Origin of the sequence: Paenibacillus doosanensis (assembly GCF_025060755.1) — a bacterium.
In the GTDB taxonomy this organism is placed as follows: Bacteria; Bacillota; Bacilli; order Paenibacillales; family NBRC-103111; genus Paenibacillus_S; species Paenibacillus_S doosanensis.
Genome location: NZ_JANYUY010000029.1, coordinates 20,491 through 37,296, shown reverse-complemented (window position 1 = coordinate 37,296; position 16,806 = coordinate 20,491). Strand labels below are relative to the sequence as shown.

General features: G+C 52.5%; 21 protein-coding genes and 1 tRNA gene. All 22 read right to left on the bottom strand.

What is annotated here, in order from left to right; all coding sequences use genetic code 11:
• Positions 1–34: 34 nt before the first annotated feature.
• Positions 35–111 (bottom strand) — tRNA-Pro (locus tag N0M98_RS20170).
• A 155-nt stretch (positions 112–266) separates the two neighbouring features.
• A complete protein-coding gene (gene hbs / locus N0M98_RS20165; RefSeq protein ID WP_249864124.1) occupies positions 267–539 on the bottom strand; it encodes a non-specific DNA-binding protein Hbs in 273 nt (90 codons plus the stop codon).
• 340 nt (positions 540–879) lie between these two features.
• Positions 880–2,358 (bottom strand): stage IV sporulation protein A, encoded by a 1,479-nt coding sequence (gene spoIVA, locus N0M98_RS20160; protein WP_249864125.1) that lies wholly within the window; start codon positions 2,356–2,358, stop codon positions 880–882.
• 317 nt (positions 2,359–2,675) lie between these two features.
• Positions 2,676–3,413, bottom strand: a complete 738-nt coding sequence (locus tag N0M98_RS20155) for a YphF family lipoprotein (RefSeq protein WP_259618956.1) — start codon at positions 3,411–3,413, stop codon at positions 2,676–2,678.
• A 3-nt stretch (positions 3,414–3,416) separates the two neighbouring features.
• The gene (locus N0M98_RS20150; RefSeq protein ID WP_259618955.1) at positions 3,417–3,746 is read right to left on the bottom strand and encodes a 2Fe-2S iron-sulfur cluster-binding protein; all 330 of its coding nucleotides are present in this window, start codon (positions 3,744–3,746) and stop codon (positions 3,417–3,419) included.
• Positions 3,747–3,771: 25 nt separating this feature from the next.
• A complete protein-coding gene (locus N0M98_RS20145; RefSeq protein ID WP_259618954.1) occupies positions 3,772–4,359 on the bottom strand; it encodes a nucleotidyltransferase family protein in 588 nt (195 codons plus the stop codon).
• Positions 4,360–4,380: 21 nt separating this feature from the next.
• A complete protein-coding gene (locus N0M98_RS20140) occupies positions 4,381–4,674 on the bottom strand; it encodes a 2Fe-2S iron-sulfur cluster-binding protein (RefSeq protein WP_259618953.1) in 294 nt (97 codons plus the stop codon).
• Positions 4,675–4,738: 64 nt separating this feature from the next.
• Positions 4,739–4,918, bottom strand: coding sequence for a DUF2768 family protein (locus tag N0M98_RS20135; protein ID WP_249864130.1), 180 nt, complete (start codon positions 4,916–4,918; stop codon positions 4,739–4,741).
• Between the two features lie 120 nt (positions 4,919–5,038).
• On the bottom strand, positions 5,039–5,338 hold the full coding sequence (locus tag N0M98_RS20130) for a stage VI sporulation protein F (RefSeq protein ID WP_249864131.1): 300 nt from the start codon (positions 5,336–5,338) through the stop codon (positions 5,039–5,041).
• A 69-nt stretch (positions 5,339–5,407) separates the two neighbouring features.
• On the bottom strand, positions 5,408–6,451 hold the full coding sequence (locus tag N0M98_RS20125; RefSeq protein ID WP_259618952.1) for an NAD(P)H-dependent glycerol-3-phosphate dehydrogenase: 1,044 nt from the start codon (positions 6,449–6,451) through the stop codon (positions 5,408–5,410).
• A gap of 17 nt (positions 6,452–6,468) precedes the next feature.
• Positions 6,469–7,062, bottom strand: coding sequence for a glycerol-3-phosphate 1-O-acyltransferase PlsY (plsY, locus tag N0M98_RS20120; RefSeq protein ID WP_249864133.1), 594 nt, complete (start codon positions 7,060–7,062; stop codon positions 6,469–6,471).
• Between the two features lie 13 nt (positions 7,063–7,075).
• Positions 7,076–8,398, bottom strand: a complete 1,323-nt coding sequence (gene der / locus N0M98_RS20115; RefSeq protein ID WP_249864134.1) for a ribosome biogenesis GTPase Der — start codon at positions 8,396–8,398, stop codon at positions 7,076–7,078.
• 107 nt (positions 8,399–8,505) lie between these two features.
• Positions 8,506–8,697, bottom strand: coding sequence for a capping complex subunit for YIEGIA (locus N0M98_RS20110; RefSeq protein WP_249864135.1), 192 nt, complete (start codon positions 8,695–8,697; stop codon positions 8,506–8,508).
• 13 nt (positions 8,698–8,710) lie between these two features.
• Positions 8,711–9,613, bottom strand: coding sequence for a YIEGIA family protein (locus N0M98_RS20105; RefSeq protein WP_249864136.1), 903 nt, complete (start codon positions 9,611–9,613; stop codon positions 8,711–8,713).
• Between the two features lie 15 nt (positions 9,614–9,628).
• A complete protein-coding gene (locus N0M98_RS20100) occupies positions 9,629–10,267 on the bottom strand; it encodes a hypothetical protein (protein ID WP_259618951.1) in 639 nt (212 codons plus the stop codon).
• A gap of 80 nt (positions 10,268–10,347) precedes the next feature.
• On the bottom strand, positions 10,348–11,433 hold the full coding sequence (gene fni / locus N0M98_RS20095; RefSeq protein WP_259618950.1) for a type 2 isopentenyl-diphosphate Delta-isomerase: 1,086 nt from the start codon (positions 11,431–11,433) through the stop codon (positions 10,348–10,350).
• A gap of 24 nt (positions 11,434–11,457) precedes the next feature.
• Positions 11,458–12,696 carry a 30S ribosomal protein S1 gene (gene rpsA, locus N0M98_RS20090; protein WP_249864139.1) on the bottom strand — a complete coding sequence of 413 codons (1,239 nt, stop codon included), beginning with the start codon at positions 12,694–12,696 and terminating at the stop codon, positions 11,458–11,460.
• 123 nt (positions 12,697–12,819) lie between these two features.
• The gene (locus tag N0M98_RS20085; protein ID WP_249864140.1) at positions 12,820–13,404 is read right to left on the bottom strand and encodes a lysophospholipid acyltransferase family protein; all 585 of its coding nucleotides are present in this window, start codon (positions 13,402–13,404) and stop codon (positions 12,820–12,822) included.
• A gap of 1 nt (position 13,405) precedes the next feature.
• Positions 13,406–14,086 (bottom strand): (d)CMP kinase, encoded by a 681-nt coding sequence (gene cmk / locus N0M98_RS20080; RefSeq protein WP_249864141.1) that lies wholly within the window; start codon positions 14,084–14,086, stop codon positions 13,406–13,408.
• Positions 14,087–14,236: 150 nt separating this feature from the next.
• Positions 14,237–14,449: a hypothetical protein gene (locus tag N0M98_RS20075; RefSeq protein WP_259618949.1), complete on the bottom strand. Its 213-nt coding sequence runs from the start codon at positions 14,447–14,449 to the stop codon at positions 14,237–14,239.
• Between the two features lie 64 nt (positions 14,450–14,513).
• Positions 14,514–15,167, bottom strand: a complete 654-nt coding sequence (locus N0M98_RS20070; RefSeq protein WP_249864143.1) for a flagellar brake protein — start codon at positions 15,165–15,167, stop codon at positions 14,514–14,516.
• A gap of 183 nt (positions 15,168–15,350) precedes the next feature.
• The gene (gene ypeB / locus N0M98_RS20065) at positions 15,351–16,706 is read right to left on the bottom strand and encodes a germination protein YpeB (RefSeq protein ID WP_259618948.1); all 1,356 of its coding nucleotides are present in this window, start codon (positions 16,704–16,706) and stop codon (positions 15,351–15,353) included.
• Positions 16,707–16,806: the final 100 nt, after the last annotated feature.

Below are 16,806 nucleotides of genomic sequence, written 5' to 3'. Positions count from 1 at the left end.
ACAAAAAGACACCGATTTTACGATGTCTTTTTCATGGTCGGAGTAACACGATTCGAACGTGCGACCTCACCCACCCCAAGGGTGCGCGCTACCAGGCTGCGCCATACCCCGATTGTCATGTAAACAAGTATTATTATAAGATGGCCGGGCCCGATTTGTAAAGTATTGATGAAGATTTTTTTGGCCGGAAATATAAACACCCGAACCTTCACGATTCGGGTGTTATGCTATCGAAATAGCCGTAAGACTTATGTACTTACGCTTGCTTATTGGATTCCGTCTCTCAGAGCTTTACCCGGTTTGAAAGCCGGGATTTTGCTGGATGGAATTTCGATTTCTTCACCCGTTTGCGGATTGCGTCCTTTACGAGCGGAACGTTCACGAACTTCGAAATTTCCGAATCCTACCAGTTGCACTTTATCCCCGCTTTGCAGAGCTTCGGAGATCGCTTCAAAAACAGCCTCAACCGCTTTAGTAGCATCCTTCTTGGAAAGCTCGCTGGTTTCTGCCACCTTGTTAATCAATTCAGATTTATTCATGCCATTCACCTCCCCCCAAAACTTAATTTCAAGACGGTTCTTAGCAAAAGAGAAGTACGCCGTATTGACGATTTTTCCTGTTACTTCCTTTGTTAACCGAAAAGTTCAAAAATATACATGCAAGCGCGCTAAAACCTTGAGTGAAGCCTTTACCGGCAGCTTTCCGGCCCCCAAAAAAGCGGCTATCTTTATCGCAGCGGAAGTCCGTCCGGATTACCAAACTTTGCTATTCCTATGCGATAAATCAAGACTATAGTAATACACGGCACACACTTTTTCAAGTCAAAACGAAAAAATGCACCCGCAAGAGTGCATTTTCTCCTGTATTTGGTGAAATTTATTACAAAATGATTGCGATCAGGCCGCCGGAGCCTTCGTTGATGATGCGCCCGAGCGTCTCCTGCAATTTGTACCGGGCGTTGTCGGGCATCATAGCCAGCTTGCCCTGAATGCCTTCGCGGACGATGGAATGCAGCGATCTGCCGAAAATATCGGATTCCCATATTTTGAGCGGATTGTCCTCGAAATCCTGCATCAGGTAGCGCACCAGCTCCTCGCTCTGCTTCTCCGTACCGATGATCGGCGAAAACTCGGATTCGACGTCGACGCGGATCATATGAATCGACGGCGCCGTCGCCTTCAGGCGCACCCCGAAGCGCGAGCCTTGACGGATCAGCTCCGGCTCATCCAAAGCCATCTCGGCGAGCGTCGGCGGCGCAATGCCGTAGCCGGTCGTTTTGACCATTTCAAGCGCTTCGGCAAAATGGTCGTACTCGCGCTTGGCGTGGCTGAATTCCTGCATCAGCTGCAAGAGATGATCCTTGCCGCGGATTTCGACCCCGACGACTTCCATCAAGATGCGATCGTACAGCTCGTCGGGAGCGTACAGATCGATCTCGGCCACGCCTTGCCCCATATTCATGCCGGCCAGCGCCGCTTTATCGATAAATTCGTATTCCTCGAAGTGGCTGACCACACGGTCCACGTCGCGAAGTCTGCGGATATCCTGCACCGTCTCGCGGACGGAATTTTCAAAGTGGGAACGAAGCCAGTGGTTTTCCTCCAGCACCATAACCCAGCTTGGCAGGTTGACGTTAACTTCGTGAACAGGGAATTCGTAGAGCACTTCGCGAAGCACGGAAATCATATCGTCTTCATTCATATTCGCTACGCTCATGGCCACTACGGGAACGTCGTGACTCGCTTGCAGCTCGCCGCGAAGCTCCTGGGCGATTTCGCCGTTAGGCTTGGTGGAGTTGACGATCACGATGAACGGTTTGCCGACTTCCTTCAGCTCGGAAATAATCCTTGCTTCCGCATCGACATAAGAAGAGCGCGGAATTTCGGCGATCGAGCCGTCAGTCGTAATGACGACGCCGAGCGTCGCATGCTCCTGAATCACTTTGCGCGTTCCGATCTCGGCTGCCTCCTGGAACGGGATCGCTTCGTCGAACCAAGGGGTATTGATCATCCGCGGGCCGTTCTCGTCCTCATACCCTTTCGCCCCTTCGACTACGTAGCCGACGCAGTCCACGAGACGAACATTGACATTCAGTCCTTCAGCAACATGCAGCTGTACTGCATTGTTCGGTACGAATTTCGGCTCCGTCGTCATAATGGTCCGGCCCGCCGCGCTTTGTGGCAATTCATCCGTCGCCCGGATACGATCGGCCTCGTTTTGAATGTTGGGCAGCACGATCGATTCCATAAAGCGCTTGATAAACGTTGATTTCCCCGTACGGACCGCTCCAACGACCCCCAGGTAAATATCCCCGCCAGTACGCTCTGCAATGTCCTTAAAGATATCCACTTTTTCCAATGAGAATCCCTCCTACAGGTTGTTTAAGACGAAACTCGTACACATGCTTTTTGGACTAGTAAAAATATATGTACTAGCTAACAAAATATGATGATTCGAAATCATATATTTTATTTTCAAATCACTCCTTGTTTGACAACGGCAACCCACCGCGGCTTCATCTCTTTGTGAATATATGAACGGTTGCCGCTTGATATTCTTGGACAAACGAAAAAAGTCCCCTTACAGGGACTCGCGGAAGGCGGGCCGGCTCGGAGGAAACGGCAAAAAGCCTCTATCTCCCTTGTAAAGGTTAATAGAGGCTCGGCTGCGCCGGACTATTCGAGAACCGGCGTCGGCTGTCCGTTCAGCCAATGATAGGGGCCTGTGCGCGCCGGAACATAGTAGGATTCCTGCACGAGCAGCTCTCTTAAGTCCTGATCCGGCTTCAAGCTGCTTTGAAGCGATTTTTTGTCGATAAGGCGCATAATTTCTTCCGAATAATCGATAGATACCCGTCCCGTTTCGTCGATCAGTAAAGGCAGCATCACCTGCCGCGTGTACATGCTGCTTGCCTGCAACGGCTTTTTGTTCATTTGGGCAAAATCGATCCGGAAATACGACGGAGCCACGGGTTCGCCCAGAGGCAGCTTTCCGTTATTTTTCGACTTGTACTCATCCACCTGCTTTTGCAGCTCTACCGTCAGCTGGAACGATGTCAAATCCATCATTTTGACCGTAGGCTTCGTTTCCACATCGACGAGCACATAAATGGCCGTACCGCCGTTTTCAAAAGCGTTGGCCGGGATGTTCGAGATCAGCCCGCGTTCCTTGAGCTTTTTGAAATCGATCGGGTATTTCTCGTAAAGCGGCGTCATTTGATCGCTGTTTTTGATAGGCAGCACGCCGGTTTTAGTATGAAACTGATCGACCGCATTTTGTACGACGACGACGTATTCGCCGGATGCGACCTGATTTTGTTTGAGCTGCTCCTTCGGATACATGCAGCCCGAGAGCAATATGAACGCCGTCAGCATCCAAATCGGCGCCCATGCTTTCCGTAGCTTCCATTTCATCGGTTATTCTTCCTCCTGCTGCCGCTCCAGCTGCTTTCTTACGGCCGCTTTCAGCGGGTCCTCGGGCAAAGTGATGAGACAATCGCCCGTCACTTTGGCTTGGCAAGCAAGCCGGAATCCCTGCTCCAGCAGACCGCCGAGCTTTAAACGTTCGTTCTGATTGGCGGCGGCCAATCCTTGATCGCCCGCCGTCACTTTGCACATCAGACAGGCGGCTTTTCCCCCGCAGCGGGTGCGGATCGTAACCCTCGCCCGGCGGGACGCATCGAGCAGAGTCGTTCCCGGGCGCACTTCAACCGATTTGCCGTCCGGCAAAAACGTTACGCGAGCCATCTGCCGTTCTCCTTTTCCTTCCGAGTCATCCTTGCAGCAGACGCTGCAAACGGGAGACGAGCGCGTCGCTTAGCCGATTGCGCGCCACGAGCTGATCCAGCGCTTTCGTCCATCCGCCGTATCGGCCCGCCATCACTCTGGCTATGGCTTCATACCGGTCAGGCCGGTCCCTGAGCAGATTGAAGATCAGCTCGTGCTCAAGCGGCATCAGCTTAAGCGGTTTTCCCGCACTGTCTGCGAGCGGGTACGACGCCGCCAGCTCCTTGTACAAATAGTCCGTCTCCACACGATAGACGCTGTCATGCGCCGTCACTTCGAAGTCCCCGACCAGCTCCAGCGTAATGCCGGATAGACGGTAATGGCTTAAGACGGAACAATACATGGAGGAACGGTCTTCCTGCTGCTCATCGACCGAATAGGCCAGCAAAGCGCTATGGATGGCCGCCGCTCCGGCCCGGTCGGCGTACATATCCAAATCTCTGGGCGCCTGCGCCAGAGAAACTCCCTGCATTAGCAAACCGCAGCTGCCCCCGATCAGCCAAGGCTCTTCCACGCGGCTCAAATCGGCAAGCAGCATCTTCAGCGCATCCCCCAGCTTGTCTATACCTTCCACGACAATCCCCTTTTCTTACATTTAAAAATAAGGCTTATACTGCACCGTCACAGGCCCGTCCTGTTTGACGACAGCTTGGCAGCCAAGACGAAACCCGGCTTCGATCTCTTCCGGCTCCAGCCGGTCCAGCTCGGCGTCCGTCGGCTCGCTTAGCAGCCCGCTTCCTTCTTTAATCAAGCATCTGCATCTGGCACAGGTGCCCCGGGTGCAAGAGAACGACCAATCGACGCCATGCTTCATGGCGAGATCCAGAATCGTCAATCCGCCTTCTCTCTCTACTTCCTTGCGGACCTTGCGTCCAATCAACGTAATCATAGATGTTATACCCTCCAATACGTATGAAAGCCTCTTGCGGGCGATCTTTGCGGCGGCAGCCGGTCTAGAGCAATGAAACCAGCATGTACAGCAAAATCGGAATAAACATTAAAAAAGCGATGATCGACAATACCGCCCGAAGAACGCCCTTCGTTCTCGTTCTGGCAAAAGAAATGATCAAAGATGCGAACACCATCAACCCGATTGCGATAAACGACGCCCACATTTTATCCATCGAAGACATGAACTACGACCCCTATCGAATGAATTATTATGTATGATCGAAAACACCCAAAATATTCTTTGCTATTATAACATAAAAAAAGCATAAGCGCGCCCGAAGGACGCTTATGCCACGAAACTGTTATTTTTTTGAAATCAGCTTCATAAGCTGCTCCATCGTATTGCCGTTCTTGCTGCCCTTCACCGATTGTATGATCTCATTGATGGTCGATTCGGACACCGGTACGTTCACCAGACCGGATACTTGCTTGATCAACTGCCGCAGCTGCGCTTCGCTTTGCATCGTGGAAGGCTTAACGCCGCTCGCCAGCTTATAAATATCTTTTTCGCTCACATTTTTTCCGGTTTTCTTTTTTACGGCATTCAAAATGTCTTTTGGCGTATGTTTGTCGGCCACTGTCCTGTCCCTCCTTAACCTCATAGCCCTCTAAAGGGGTTATGAACCTAAGGTATTGTATGAACCGCGGTCATGAACCGTGTAGGCGCATAACTACCCGAACCATTTTGTTTGCACAGGCTTGGCTACTTCCTCAAGCTCATGGGTGCGTCCGCGCCCCATCAAATCCTCTACCGCCGCCGCCGCCGTTTTCCCGTTGAACAGCACCTCGTACAGCTCGTCGGCAATCGGCATCGTCACATCGTATTGACGCGACAGCTTGTAAGCCGCTTGCGTCGTTTTGACGCCTTCGACAACCATCCCCATCTGCTTGAGCACGTCATCCAGAGGATGCCCCTGCGCGATCAGGTAGCCCGCCCGCCAATTACGGCTATGCTTGCTGGTGCAAGTGACGACGAGATCGCCGATTCCGGCCAGACCGGCAAAGGTGAGCGGATTGCCGCCCATCGCGGTGCCCAGTCTGCTTATTTCCGCAAGCCCTCTCGTCAGCAGCGCCGCCTTGGCGTTATCTCCGTAGCCGAGCCCGTCGGTGAGGCCCGCACCGAGCGCAATGATATTTTTGAGCGCTCCGCCTACTTCCACGCCGACGACATCGGGGTTGGTATACACGCGAAAGCTCGAATTGATCAGCAGATCCTGCGCCTCTTCTGCCGCTTCAGCATGTTCGGAGGCGACGACGACCGTTGTCGGACACTGCTTGATGACTTCCTCCGCATGGCTCGGACCCGACAGCACGACGATGCGCGTAGCATCGTATTCCGGAAGCTCGTCGGCGAGCACGGTAGACATTCTTTTCAAGGTATCCGCTTCAAAACCTTTCGTCGCATGCACCAGGATCGTCTCCTTGGAGAGATACGGCCGCATTTGCTTGGCTACCTCCCGCATCGCGGACGAAGGAGCCACCACGAAGACGCCTTTTGCCCCGCGCAGCGCTTCCTCCATCGAGGTCGTGGCGCGAATCCGCGGCGAAAGCTCTACATCGTCGAGAAACCGGTGATTGCGGTGCTCTGCGTTAATCTCCGCCACCTGCCGCTCATTTCTGGACCACAACCATACGTCGGAATCGTTCTCCGCCAAAACAGAAGCAATCGCCGTGCCCCAGCTTCCCGCAACCAAGACGGATACTTTGCCAGGCATGAGTCAACACCTCCGGATTATTTTTTGGAACCGATTTTACTTTCCTGACCTTTAACCAATTTGACGATATTGCCGCGGTGGCGGAACCATGCGAAGACAAACACAAACAGGCTCAGCCAAAAAATTTCTTTCGGTCCCTGCATGAACCAGATAAATAATGGTAAGAGGGCTGTAAACAGAAGAGAACCGAGAGAAACGTAACGGGTGAGTACGATCGCCAAGATACATACGATGCCGGCGTAGACGACGGCCATAGGAGCTACGGTAATCATAACGCCGATCGTAGTGGCTATCCCCTTGCCGCCTCTGAATCCGAAATAAATCGGCCAGTTATGACCGGAGATGGCGGCCAGTCCGCACAGCGCTTCGATCAGAACGTCGCCGCCGCCCAGCCAGCGCCCGATCAGCACGCCCGCTACGCCCTTCAGCGCGTCGAGGATAAGCACCGTCACCGCGGGTCCTACCCCGAGAATCCGCAGCGTGTTCGTAGCTCCCGCATTGCCGCTGCCGTGCTCGCGGATATCGATCCCTTTGAGCAGCTTGCCCGCCAAATAACTGAAACTGATAGATCCCAGCAAATAAGCAATTATGATTGAAATAACGAAAAGCACCGCTGATCTCTCCCTATTCGTCGTCCGATTTTTTACGCGTGAACAATCTTAGCGGGGTTCCTTCGAAGCCGAATGCGGCCCGGACTTTGTTCTCCAAATAGCGTTCATACGAGAAATGCATTAATTCAGGATCGTTCACGAAGAAGACGAAGGTCGGAGGTTTGACCGAAACCTGAGTCGCGTAATTGATTCTCAGCCTTCTGCCTTTATCGGTCGGAGGCGGATTAATCGCTACCGCATCGGAGATGACGTCGTTCAATAGATGCGTCTGAATACGCAAAGCATGCTGCTCGGCCACCTGATCGACGACCGGAAGAAGCTTGTGGATGCGCTGCTTCGTCTTGGCGGACAGAAACACGATAGGCGCATAGGTCATAAACAGGAAATGATCGCGGATTTTTTGCGTAAATTGCTGCATCGTCTTATCGTCCTTGTCGACGACATCCCATTTGTTCACGACGAAAATCGCCGCCTTGCCCGCTTCGTGAGCGTATCCGGCAATATGTTTGTCCTGCTCGATAATCCCTTCCTCGCCGTTGATCAGCACGAGAACGACATCGGCGCGTTCAATCGCTTTCAGCGCGCGCATGACGCTGTACTTCTCCGTATTCTCGTACACTTTGCCGCGTTTTCTCATCCCGGCGGTGTCGATGATAACGTATTTTTGCCCGTCCCGCTCAAACGGCGTATCGATTGCGTCCCGCGTCGTCCCAGCCACATCGCTGACGATAACCCGGTCTTCACCCAAAATTGCGTTCGTCAGCGACGATTTGCCGACATTCGGGCGGCCGATCAATGCTACGCGGATCACTTCTTCCCCGTACTCTTCGTCGTGCGTATCCGGGAAGTGATGGATGACTTCGTCCAGCAAATCGCCGATTCCTGTGCCGTGAGAGCCCGAGATGCCGTACGGGGTGCCGAAGCCGAGGCTGTAAAATTCGTAAATATCGTCTTGCCGCTTTATATTGTCGACCTTATTGACAGCGAGAACGACCGGTTTCTTCGCACGGAACAAAATCTCGGCCACCTCGTTATCGGACGGCGTCACTCCGGCCTTCGCATCGACCATGAAAATAATGACATCCGCTTCCTCAATCGCCAATTCCGCTTGCACGCGGATCGATTTCAACATCTCATTGTCCCCGTCGATTTCAATACCGCCGGTATCTATAACGCTGAATTCGCGATCCAGCCATTCTCCGACTCCATATAGCCGGTCACGGGTTACCCCCGGCATATCTTCTACAATCGCAAGCCTGTCTCCGATAACGCGGTTGAAAATAGTAGATTTACCGACATTCGGACGGCCGACTATGGCCACTATGGGTCTTGCCACTTGACTTCATTCCCTTCCTAGCTGCGCAGTTAAGCAACATGAAAAATTTCACAATCTACATCATAGCATTTGCTTTCCTTGAAAGCAATGGAATCTATGACTTGCCATTATGAGGATGAACTTTTATGATCCACGAGAATCAGCGTCCCGTTCTCCAGATCGTGAGTGGTGGCGTCCAAAATTTTTTCCAGCTTGAACGCCACCTTTTGCAGCTCGTCCGCATCCTTGACGAAAAAAATCGGGGCTCCGCCTGCAACCTGCTGCTTATCGGCCGTGACCACCGCCATAATTTTGCCCATAGCGCATTCCTCCCTAACCTTCTGCAGTTACATCCGCTTCCGACGGCAGCCTGACGGCGCTCTCCAGCACCGGGGAGTTCAACAGAATTTGCCGCGCTTTTTCCGCGTCTTTGATCTGCGGCAGCAGGAAAACGGCCAATCTCCCGTCATTAATATCCAGCTTGGCGAGAGGAACCAGCGCCGGCTCCCCGTCATCCCGGTAGACGCCGAGTATCGTCGATATGTCGTGAAGCAAAGCCTGGCGCTGCCCGAGATTGGCAATCGTCACCCGGCTGTTCTGATTTTTGGGAACGACAACGAGCCCGATTCCGTGTTCGGCTATTTTTTGCCGGGTATCCTCCAAGCCGAGGTTCATGATGTAAATATCGTCCACGAACAGATTCGGTCCGTCGACGCGCACTTCTCCCTTCTGTACGTCGGCGATATGCGAAATGCTTTTGCCGCTCTTGAACCGGTTCGTAAACAAAATGGCGGCAATGCCGGCGACAATGCCCCAATACCACGCAAAAACGATGCTGAACAGCGCGGCGACGAACGCGGTGAATATGACCATATAGTTTCTGCCTTCGAACACCATGGCGATCCCTTCGATATAAGTCGCCCCCCGCGGCACAAGCTCCATGCTGTCGATTTTCGACAACGTTTGCCGTTCCATATTGCGGACATCGCGGAATTGCTGGGCCGCCACGGTCAAAAAGGTGATCGCGGTATAGTTTTTATCCAGCAGCGACGGCACCGCCACAGAGCCGAGTCCTGCGGCGATAACGCCAAGCGCAATGTGAATAATTTTCCCGTGAGGATAAGTCGGGTATTGCCGGTAATCCGTCTGCAGCATGCTCAATCTCGCCAGCAGACCGAATATGACCCCCATAATGATCCCTACCGTATATTTTTGCTCTGCAATCCACTGCCACATTCCGTGTCCCCCTTTTTACTCACTATCGCCGCCGCCTCTGCGCTTTATACCTTCAGTCATCCAATTGACGCTTTTTTTACAGGCCAGCAGCCCGAAACCGGTAATCAGCGACAAGCTTCTGCTCATGAAGACGGTCAGCCACCAGCGGTCTTGGAACGACTGATACCCGATCTGCAGTCCCGCATAATCTTGATGCAGATAGCCCCGATACAGTTCGGCCAGCAGTAAACCGATGGAGAGAGCGGCCAATTGAACGGACGGGATCTGAATCAAGACGCTGGCCAGCAGCCCGATGATCAAAGCGATGGACACCTCGGTGCCTCCAAGAAATAAAGCGGGAATCAGATGAATCGTCTCCTGCATGAAGAAGCAGAGCGAGCCGAGGAGGGCTCCTACGGAAAGCATGTGCAGACGATAGACGAAGCCGCGCATGGTCCACAACGTATAAGCGGCAAAAAACAGCAGCACCGCTACGCACAGATTGACGCGGCCGCCGGCTGCGGGGACAGTCAATTGGGATGCGACAAGCCAGCAAACAAAAAAAAGAAGTATGACCTTTGAAGTTATACCTCTTACAATAATGTCTTTCCAGCCGCTTGCGAATAAAATCAGCGCTACGACCATAAGCAATAAGGACAAGTATCCTGGATTCATTCGCACCACCTAAGAACGTACCGTATTCAAAAGCATGGCCCGCATGTACGGCCAGCCGCTCGTTTCTTAGTATGGCTAGGTTATGTAATTTTTATCAATCCTGTGCGACCCGCGTATTCTTGGATATTTATCCCTCTGGCCGAGCACCACTGAGCCGTCTCTCCGGAGAGGACGACGGGCGCGTTCCACAGCTGCGCAACTGTCGGGGCGCCAAGCGCCGTCATGACCAGCTTAAGCTCCCGATGCATATGCCCGATCTGGGAGATCAGAGCATCCACCCCTTCGGTTCGCAGCGTTCTCAGGAATGCTCCCGCAATGCCTACCGCCGACGCACCGAGCGCCAGTGCTTTAACAACCTCCAAGCTGCCTTGGATGCCGCCGGAGCCGATCAAGGCAATCTGCCGCCCGTTGTGCCGGCTCTCTTTGAGCGCCTCGGCAGACTCCAGCAGCGCCACAGCCGTCGAGCATCCCCAATCGTTCAGCCACTCCATCGGCTGCTTGCGCCGCGCGTTCTCGATAGCCGCGAAGTTCGTGCCTCCGTAGCCTCCGACGTCGATTGCCGCAACTCCTGTCTCGATCAAAGCGAGCGCGCTTTCTTTGGCCATGCCGAAGCCAACTTCCTTGACGATGACCGGGACGCCGACCTTATCGGCGATCGAAGCGATGCGCTCCAGCATACCGCGAAAATCGCGGTCTCCTTCCGGCATGATCAGCTCCTGCATCACATTCAAATGAATTTGCAGCGCATCGGCTTGCAGCATATCTACCGCCCGCAGCGCCTGCTCCACCGTCGCCTCGCTTCCCAAATTGCCGAAAACAAGACCGGACGGGTTCATCTCCCGCACCACTTTGTAGCTTGAAGCCACCTCCGGATTTTTCAAAGCCGACATTTGGGAACCGACGGCCATTGCGATTCCCGTCTCTCTGGCGGCAACCGCCAGATCGCGGTTAATCTCTTCCGTTTCCTGGGCTCCCCCGGTCATCGCATTAACAATAATCGGCGAGCTCAAATTGAGTTCGCCGATCGAAGTTTGCAATGTGATGAGCTCGGTAGAAGCTTCAGGGATACAATTATGAATCAGCTTGATGTCGGAGAAGCCTTGCTTTCCGCTTTGACCAAGCTGTAGAGCATAATGTACATGCTCCAGCTTCCTAGGTATCCGCACCCTGTTTCCTCATTTCATCACTGCTTATTTGAATTTGCTTAATTTATCCCCGAATCTCTCGCCCAAAGTGAGGTTGAGTCCTTGGTTTTGATATTCTTCGGCAATGGCCGTTTCTTTTTGGTTTCTTGCCGGTCTGTCCGCTTTAGGAGCAGGAGCCGCAGGAGCTTCCTCGGTTTCCTTGATGCTCAAGCTGATGCGTTTCTCATCGGCGTTAACGTCCAGTACTTTCACTTTCACTTCTTGTCCTTCTTTCAGCACTTCGAAAGGAGTCGCGATGTGACGGTGAGCAATTTGGGAAATGTGAACCAGGCCTTCAACGCCGGGAGCCACTTCAACAAATGCGCCGAACGGAGCAAGACGCTTCACGGTTCCGGTTACGATATCGCCGATTTTGAAGCTGTCGTTCACCTTTTGCCAAGGGCCCGGTTGAGTCGCTTTGATGCTCAGGCTGATGCGCTCGTTAGCAGGATCCAGCTTCAAGATTTGCACCTTCACTTGGTCGCCTTCTTTAACAACCTCGGAAGGAGTTTCTACATGATGCCAAGCCATTTCGGAAATATGCACCAGACCGTCGATGCCGCCGATATCTACGAACGCGCCGAACGGAGTCAAGCGTTGTACCGTACCGTCCAGTTCTTGTCCGACGGACAGCTGAGCCAATACTTCTTGCTTCTTGGCCTCGAACTCTTCGTCCAATACGTCTTTCTGAGAAAGGATCACTTTGTTTTTCTCGCGGTCCATTTCTTTCACGCGAAGACGCAACGTGCGGCCTTTGTAGTCGCTGAAATCTTCAACGAACGTACGCTCTACCATCGATGCGGGAACAAAGCCTCTCAAGCCGATATCTACGACAAGACCGCCTTTAACCACTTCGGCAACCGCAGCTTCGATAATCGTTTTGTTCTCCATGTCCGCTTGGAGCTGATCCCAAGCTTTCTCGCTGTCCACAACGCGTTTCGACAAGACCAGCTTTTCTTTGTTGTCGTCGATAGTCAGTACTTTCAGTTCCACTTCCTGGCCTACTTGAACGCCTTCGCCCGCGTTACCGAGAGTAACGGAAGAAAGCTCGCGCACAGGAATGACGCCGTCGTACTTATAACCAACGTCAACGAATGCCTGATCGTCGTCGACTTTAATGATTTTGCCTTTCACGGTATCTCCCTTTTTGAGCACGGACATATTGGCCATGGATTCCTCTTGGGATACCTCTTGCTGATTTTGCTCCTCTTGCACATTTTGCTCTACGTTTGTCTCTTCTGACATGGTTCAATGCCCTCCTTGATTAGCAACCTAACAAATAGTAGTTACAATTGCTGCTGTCTTATATAATTTACCGGCGTGAAAAGAATGCGCGGTTAATTGTTTCTCTAAGTATTCCACATATTCTCAATTCGATTCGTGCTCTTTGACCATAGCTCTAATAACGGTCATGATTTTGTCGGTCGCCATCTCCAGACCCTCTCCTCCGGCATCGGCGAACTCGCTGATATCTACCGGCTTGCCGTAAACGAGCTTCATCCGTTTGAACGGCTTATAGCCTCCGACGATGGCGGCGGGAATCACCGTAGCGCCCGATTTCAGCGCCAGCATGGCGGCCCCTTTCTTGCCCATCCCTCCGGCATTGCTTCTCGTGCCTTCCGGAAAAATGCCGATGATGTTGTTCTCCTTCAGCAGCTGCAGCGACAAACGGATCGATTCCTTGCTGACGCCGCCGCGCTTGACGGGGAATGCGCTGATTCTGGGAAGCACCCAGCCCAGCACCGGAACATCGAACAGCTCGGCCTTGGCCATATAATGCACGCGCCTTCCTACAAGCGGACTCCCCAGAAACGGAGGATCGAAATTGCTTGTATGATTAGCGCACAGAATAACGGGAACACCTTCAGGAATGTTTTCCTTTCCTATCACCTTCAAGCGGAATACGGTTCGAAAAATAAAATGAAATATGGCGCGAAGCGTCGAGTAAAGCATGCTACTTCCCTCCGCCGACTTTAGCTCTGCAAAGCTCCAAAATGCGTTCCACCACTTGAGAAATATTCATCTCCGTCGTATCCAGCAAGATGGCATCGGCTGCCTGAACCAGCGGCGAGGTCTCCCTCTCTTCGTCCATGCGGTCCCGCAAAGCGATCTCCCGCTCCAACTGCTCCAGCGTAACGTCCGCGCGGTCGTCCCGGACTTCCTTGTAACGTCTCTCCGCTCTGGTTCTTACGCTCGCAGTCAAAAATATTTTCAATTCCGCATCCGGCAGCACATGGCTTCCAATATCTCTGCCGTCCATCACGACGCCCTTGTCCTGCGCAAGCAGCTTCTGCTTGTCCGTCAAAATTCGGCGAACCTCGGCAATCTGCGAAACGCGCGAAACATTGCCGGTGACGGCCGCGGAACGAATATCCGCCGTTACATCCCGCCCGTCGACAAACACCTGCTGCCCTTCCTGCCCCGGCACAAGACGAATATCAAGCCGTTTGGCGACCGCTATCACATCCGTTTCCTGATCCGGCTGCAAATGAAGCTGCAGGATGCTCCAAGTGACGGCTCTATACATGGCCCCGGTATCGACATAAACAAATCCCAACTCATTAGCGACAAGGCGGGCAATCGTGCTCTTCCCTGCCCCCGCCGGGCCATCTATAGCTATGTTGATCTTTTCCAAAACGCGGGCCTCCCAAGCAATAAAGTAAACGATGAAGACAATGAAGAACGAAACAGGCCCTGCCTGTGACCAAAGAAAATTATACCATAGGTGAGAGAAGGATTGCAAAAAACTCTTCACGCCGTTTCGTCACGAAAGCGTCGAATCTTATCATGATGAACGCAAAAAAGGGATTCCTTCCAACTGCTCCACCTTCACCATATAATAGCGAAGAAACGGCACCTGCAGCAATAATTGCGATGCGACCAGCAAACAAAGCAGCAAAATGAGTATTCGTTTGGCCCACATTTCAATAATGGAAGAAAAAATAAGAAATAGGTCTTCGTACCTATCCGAAGCATTAGGCTTTTCGTTTCGTTTCATGGCTACCACTCCGTAGAATGCATTCTTTTGGTGGTAGCTTGTCCATCCTTCGACAAATTATGCGCTATCTTTTACGAAATTCCAGCTGGCGTTCGAAGCAATATCGAATAATTTTTTGTCTGTCTCTATCCGTGATCTCGGCAAACTGCAGCATCACCAGCTGCCTGCCGGTTTCCAGCGGCTTGATCCGCACAAGCTCCCCCTTGAACGAAACATGTTCCAGTATGCCGTTCTTGTACTGGATAAGCAGCCAGCATTGAACGGTTTGCTGTGCTGCCAGCGGAATGTAGCCGTCGCACAGAAACGATACGCCTCCGCCCCCGACGTCCTCGGTGACGGCGACGAACTGCAGCTGTTCGGAGTAAGTCACGGCGATATCCAGCTCAGCGGGCACCCGCAAAAAATTGCGCCGCTGCACCTTCGTGATCGTCTCGGGCTCCGGCTTCTTAATATGAACCAGGCGGATGACATCGTCGGAGAATCCGAGCACGGACGTTGTAAAATAGTTTTTGATTCCGCCGTCGGTAAGGAAATAAGCCGACATCTCGTCTCCCGCAAACAGCCGTTTCAATCTTCCGGTATGCTCGTTGATGGGCACCTCCATGCTGATGACGCGGTCCTTGATATCGGCGATTCTCGACTTGTACTCCTGCTTGGCTTCTTCCTCGTCGATCGAATTGATTTGTATATGTAAAATCTGATTAACTTTCGGCAGCAAATAAGCGCACCTCCCCGTGATGTTGACCAAAAACCAGTACCTAAGCACTATTTTATCTTTAATATTATAACATGCGGCTCCATATTGGGAAGCGAAAAAATGCCCCGGCACCGCAGAACCCGCTGACGGCGGCCGCTCGCACAAAAAAAGAAGGAGCTGCGCGAGCCCCTTCTCTCTTCCGGCTTACGTTTGGGTGACCTGCTGCTCGTCTTTGCCCAAACGTTCTATTTTCTCCTCGACGCCGGTATCGCCGTTAATATAGACTCTGTACACTCCGCCGTTGATGCGGCCGGTGTATTGATAGCAGAGAACTTCCTCCCGCAGGTCGTTGCGAATGAGAGCCATAGCTTCGCTATCTACTTTCATGTTCGGATTGAGCACCTTGCGAGCCTCTTCGGCCTTTAATTTGGGCGCTTGAAGCTGGCGCTCTTTATGATCGAACACATAGTCGTTAGCCTGCATGCCCAAAATTTCGCCGTTGTCCATTGCGACCTTGACCGCAACCTTGTCCAGATAATTGATTACGTCGTTGCTGCGGCTGGCAAAGGTAATGTTTGCGGTGTTGCTGTATTCGTCGTAGCTGACGGCCGTCATATTTTTATAGTCGTGCCCGTCCAGAAATTCGGCGGCCGTATCGCGCGCCCGGCGCAGATCGAGCTTCTTCTCCGGAACGTCGCGCGAGGCGGAGAACCACAGCAATTGCCCGCCTTTGGTGCTGTAATCCATATGGATCCCGTCCGGGCGGTCGCTTCTGGGCGCGGACACGCTGAAGGAATGATACTCCGTCCCGGCCCCGTTCTCTACTACCTGCAGCGAGGCGGCATCGGTATTTAAGAACTTCGCCGCTTTTTGCCGAATTTCCTCGGCTGTAACGTCGCTGCCCGACAGCATATTCATATCCCGCGTCTGAAACGCGCTTAATACCGAGGGACTCCATTTGACGTCGGAATATTCGGCGACCTTCTTATCCACAGTCTGGAACCCGTCGATGATCGTATTATCGAGCGGCTCCTTTTGCGTCGCCAGCGCTGTCTCCACATCCATCCAGCGCAAATTGTTCTGCATTACTTTCGTCTGCATCGCGCGCAGATCGGTCGAAATCTCCGACGCGTGAGAATACAGCGCATTGAGATTGGATAGTTCTTCCTCGGAGAGCGGCTGCTTGTTCAAATCGCGAGTCGCCGCGCGGTACGAGAAATTGGCCATATTGGCCAAAAATTCTTCCGTCTTGTTGAAGGGCAGCAGAGATAAAGGCAGCTGATTGATTTCGCTTTGCGCCTGATTTGTTATGCGCCATACGTTGACAAGGCCCTTCCTGTAGCTGTCCTGGGAAGCCGTATTGTAAGCCAGCGTATTGCCCAGCTCGCTTTGCAGCTTATCGACATGGAAGGACAGATCGTGAAAGGCTCTCTGGTATTGATTTTCCGCTTTGATCAATATAGCATTCTTCTCCTGATGCTCCAAATATCCCCAGACCCCGGCTCCGATCAAGGCAACCAGCAAGACGGGAAACATGACGATGCTTAATCTTTTGTACATGTTCGTGAAATCTCCCTTCATCAGCCAAACTTGGCTTTAGTTTTCGCTCAAGGAAGAAGTCTTATGCACGAATACGCTGTTAAGCAGAATAAGAAACCGG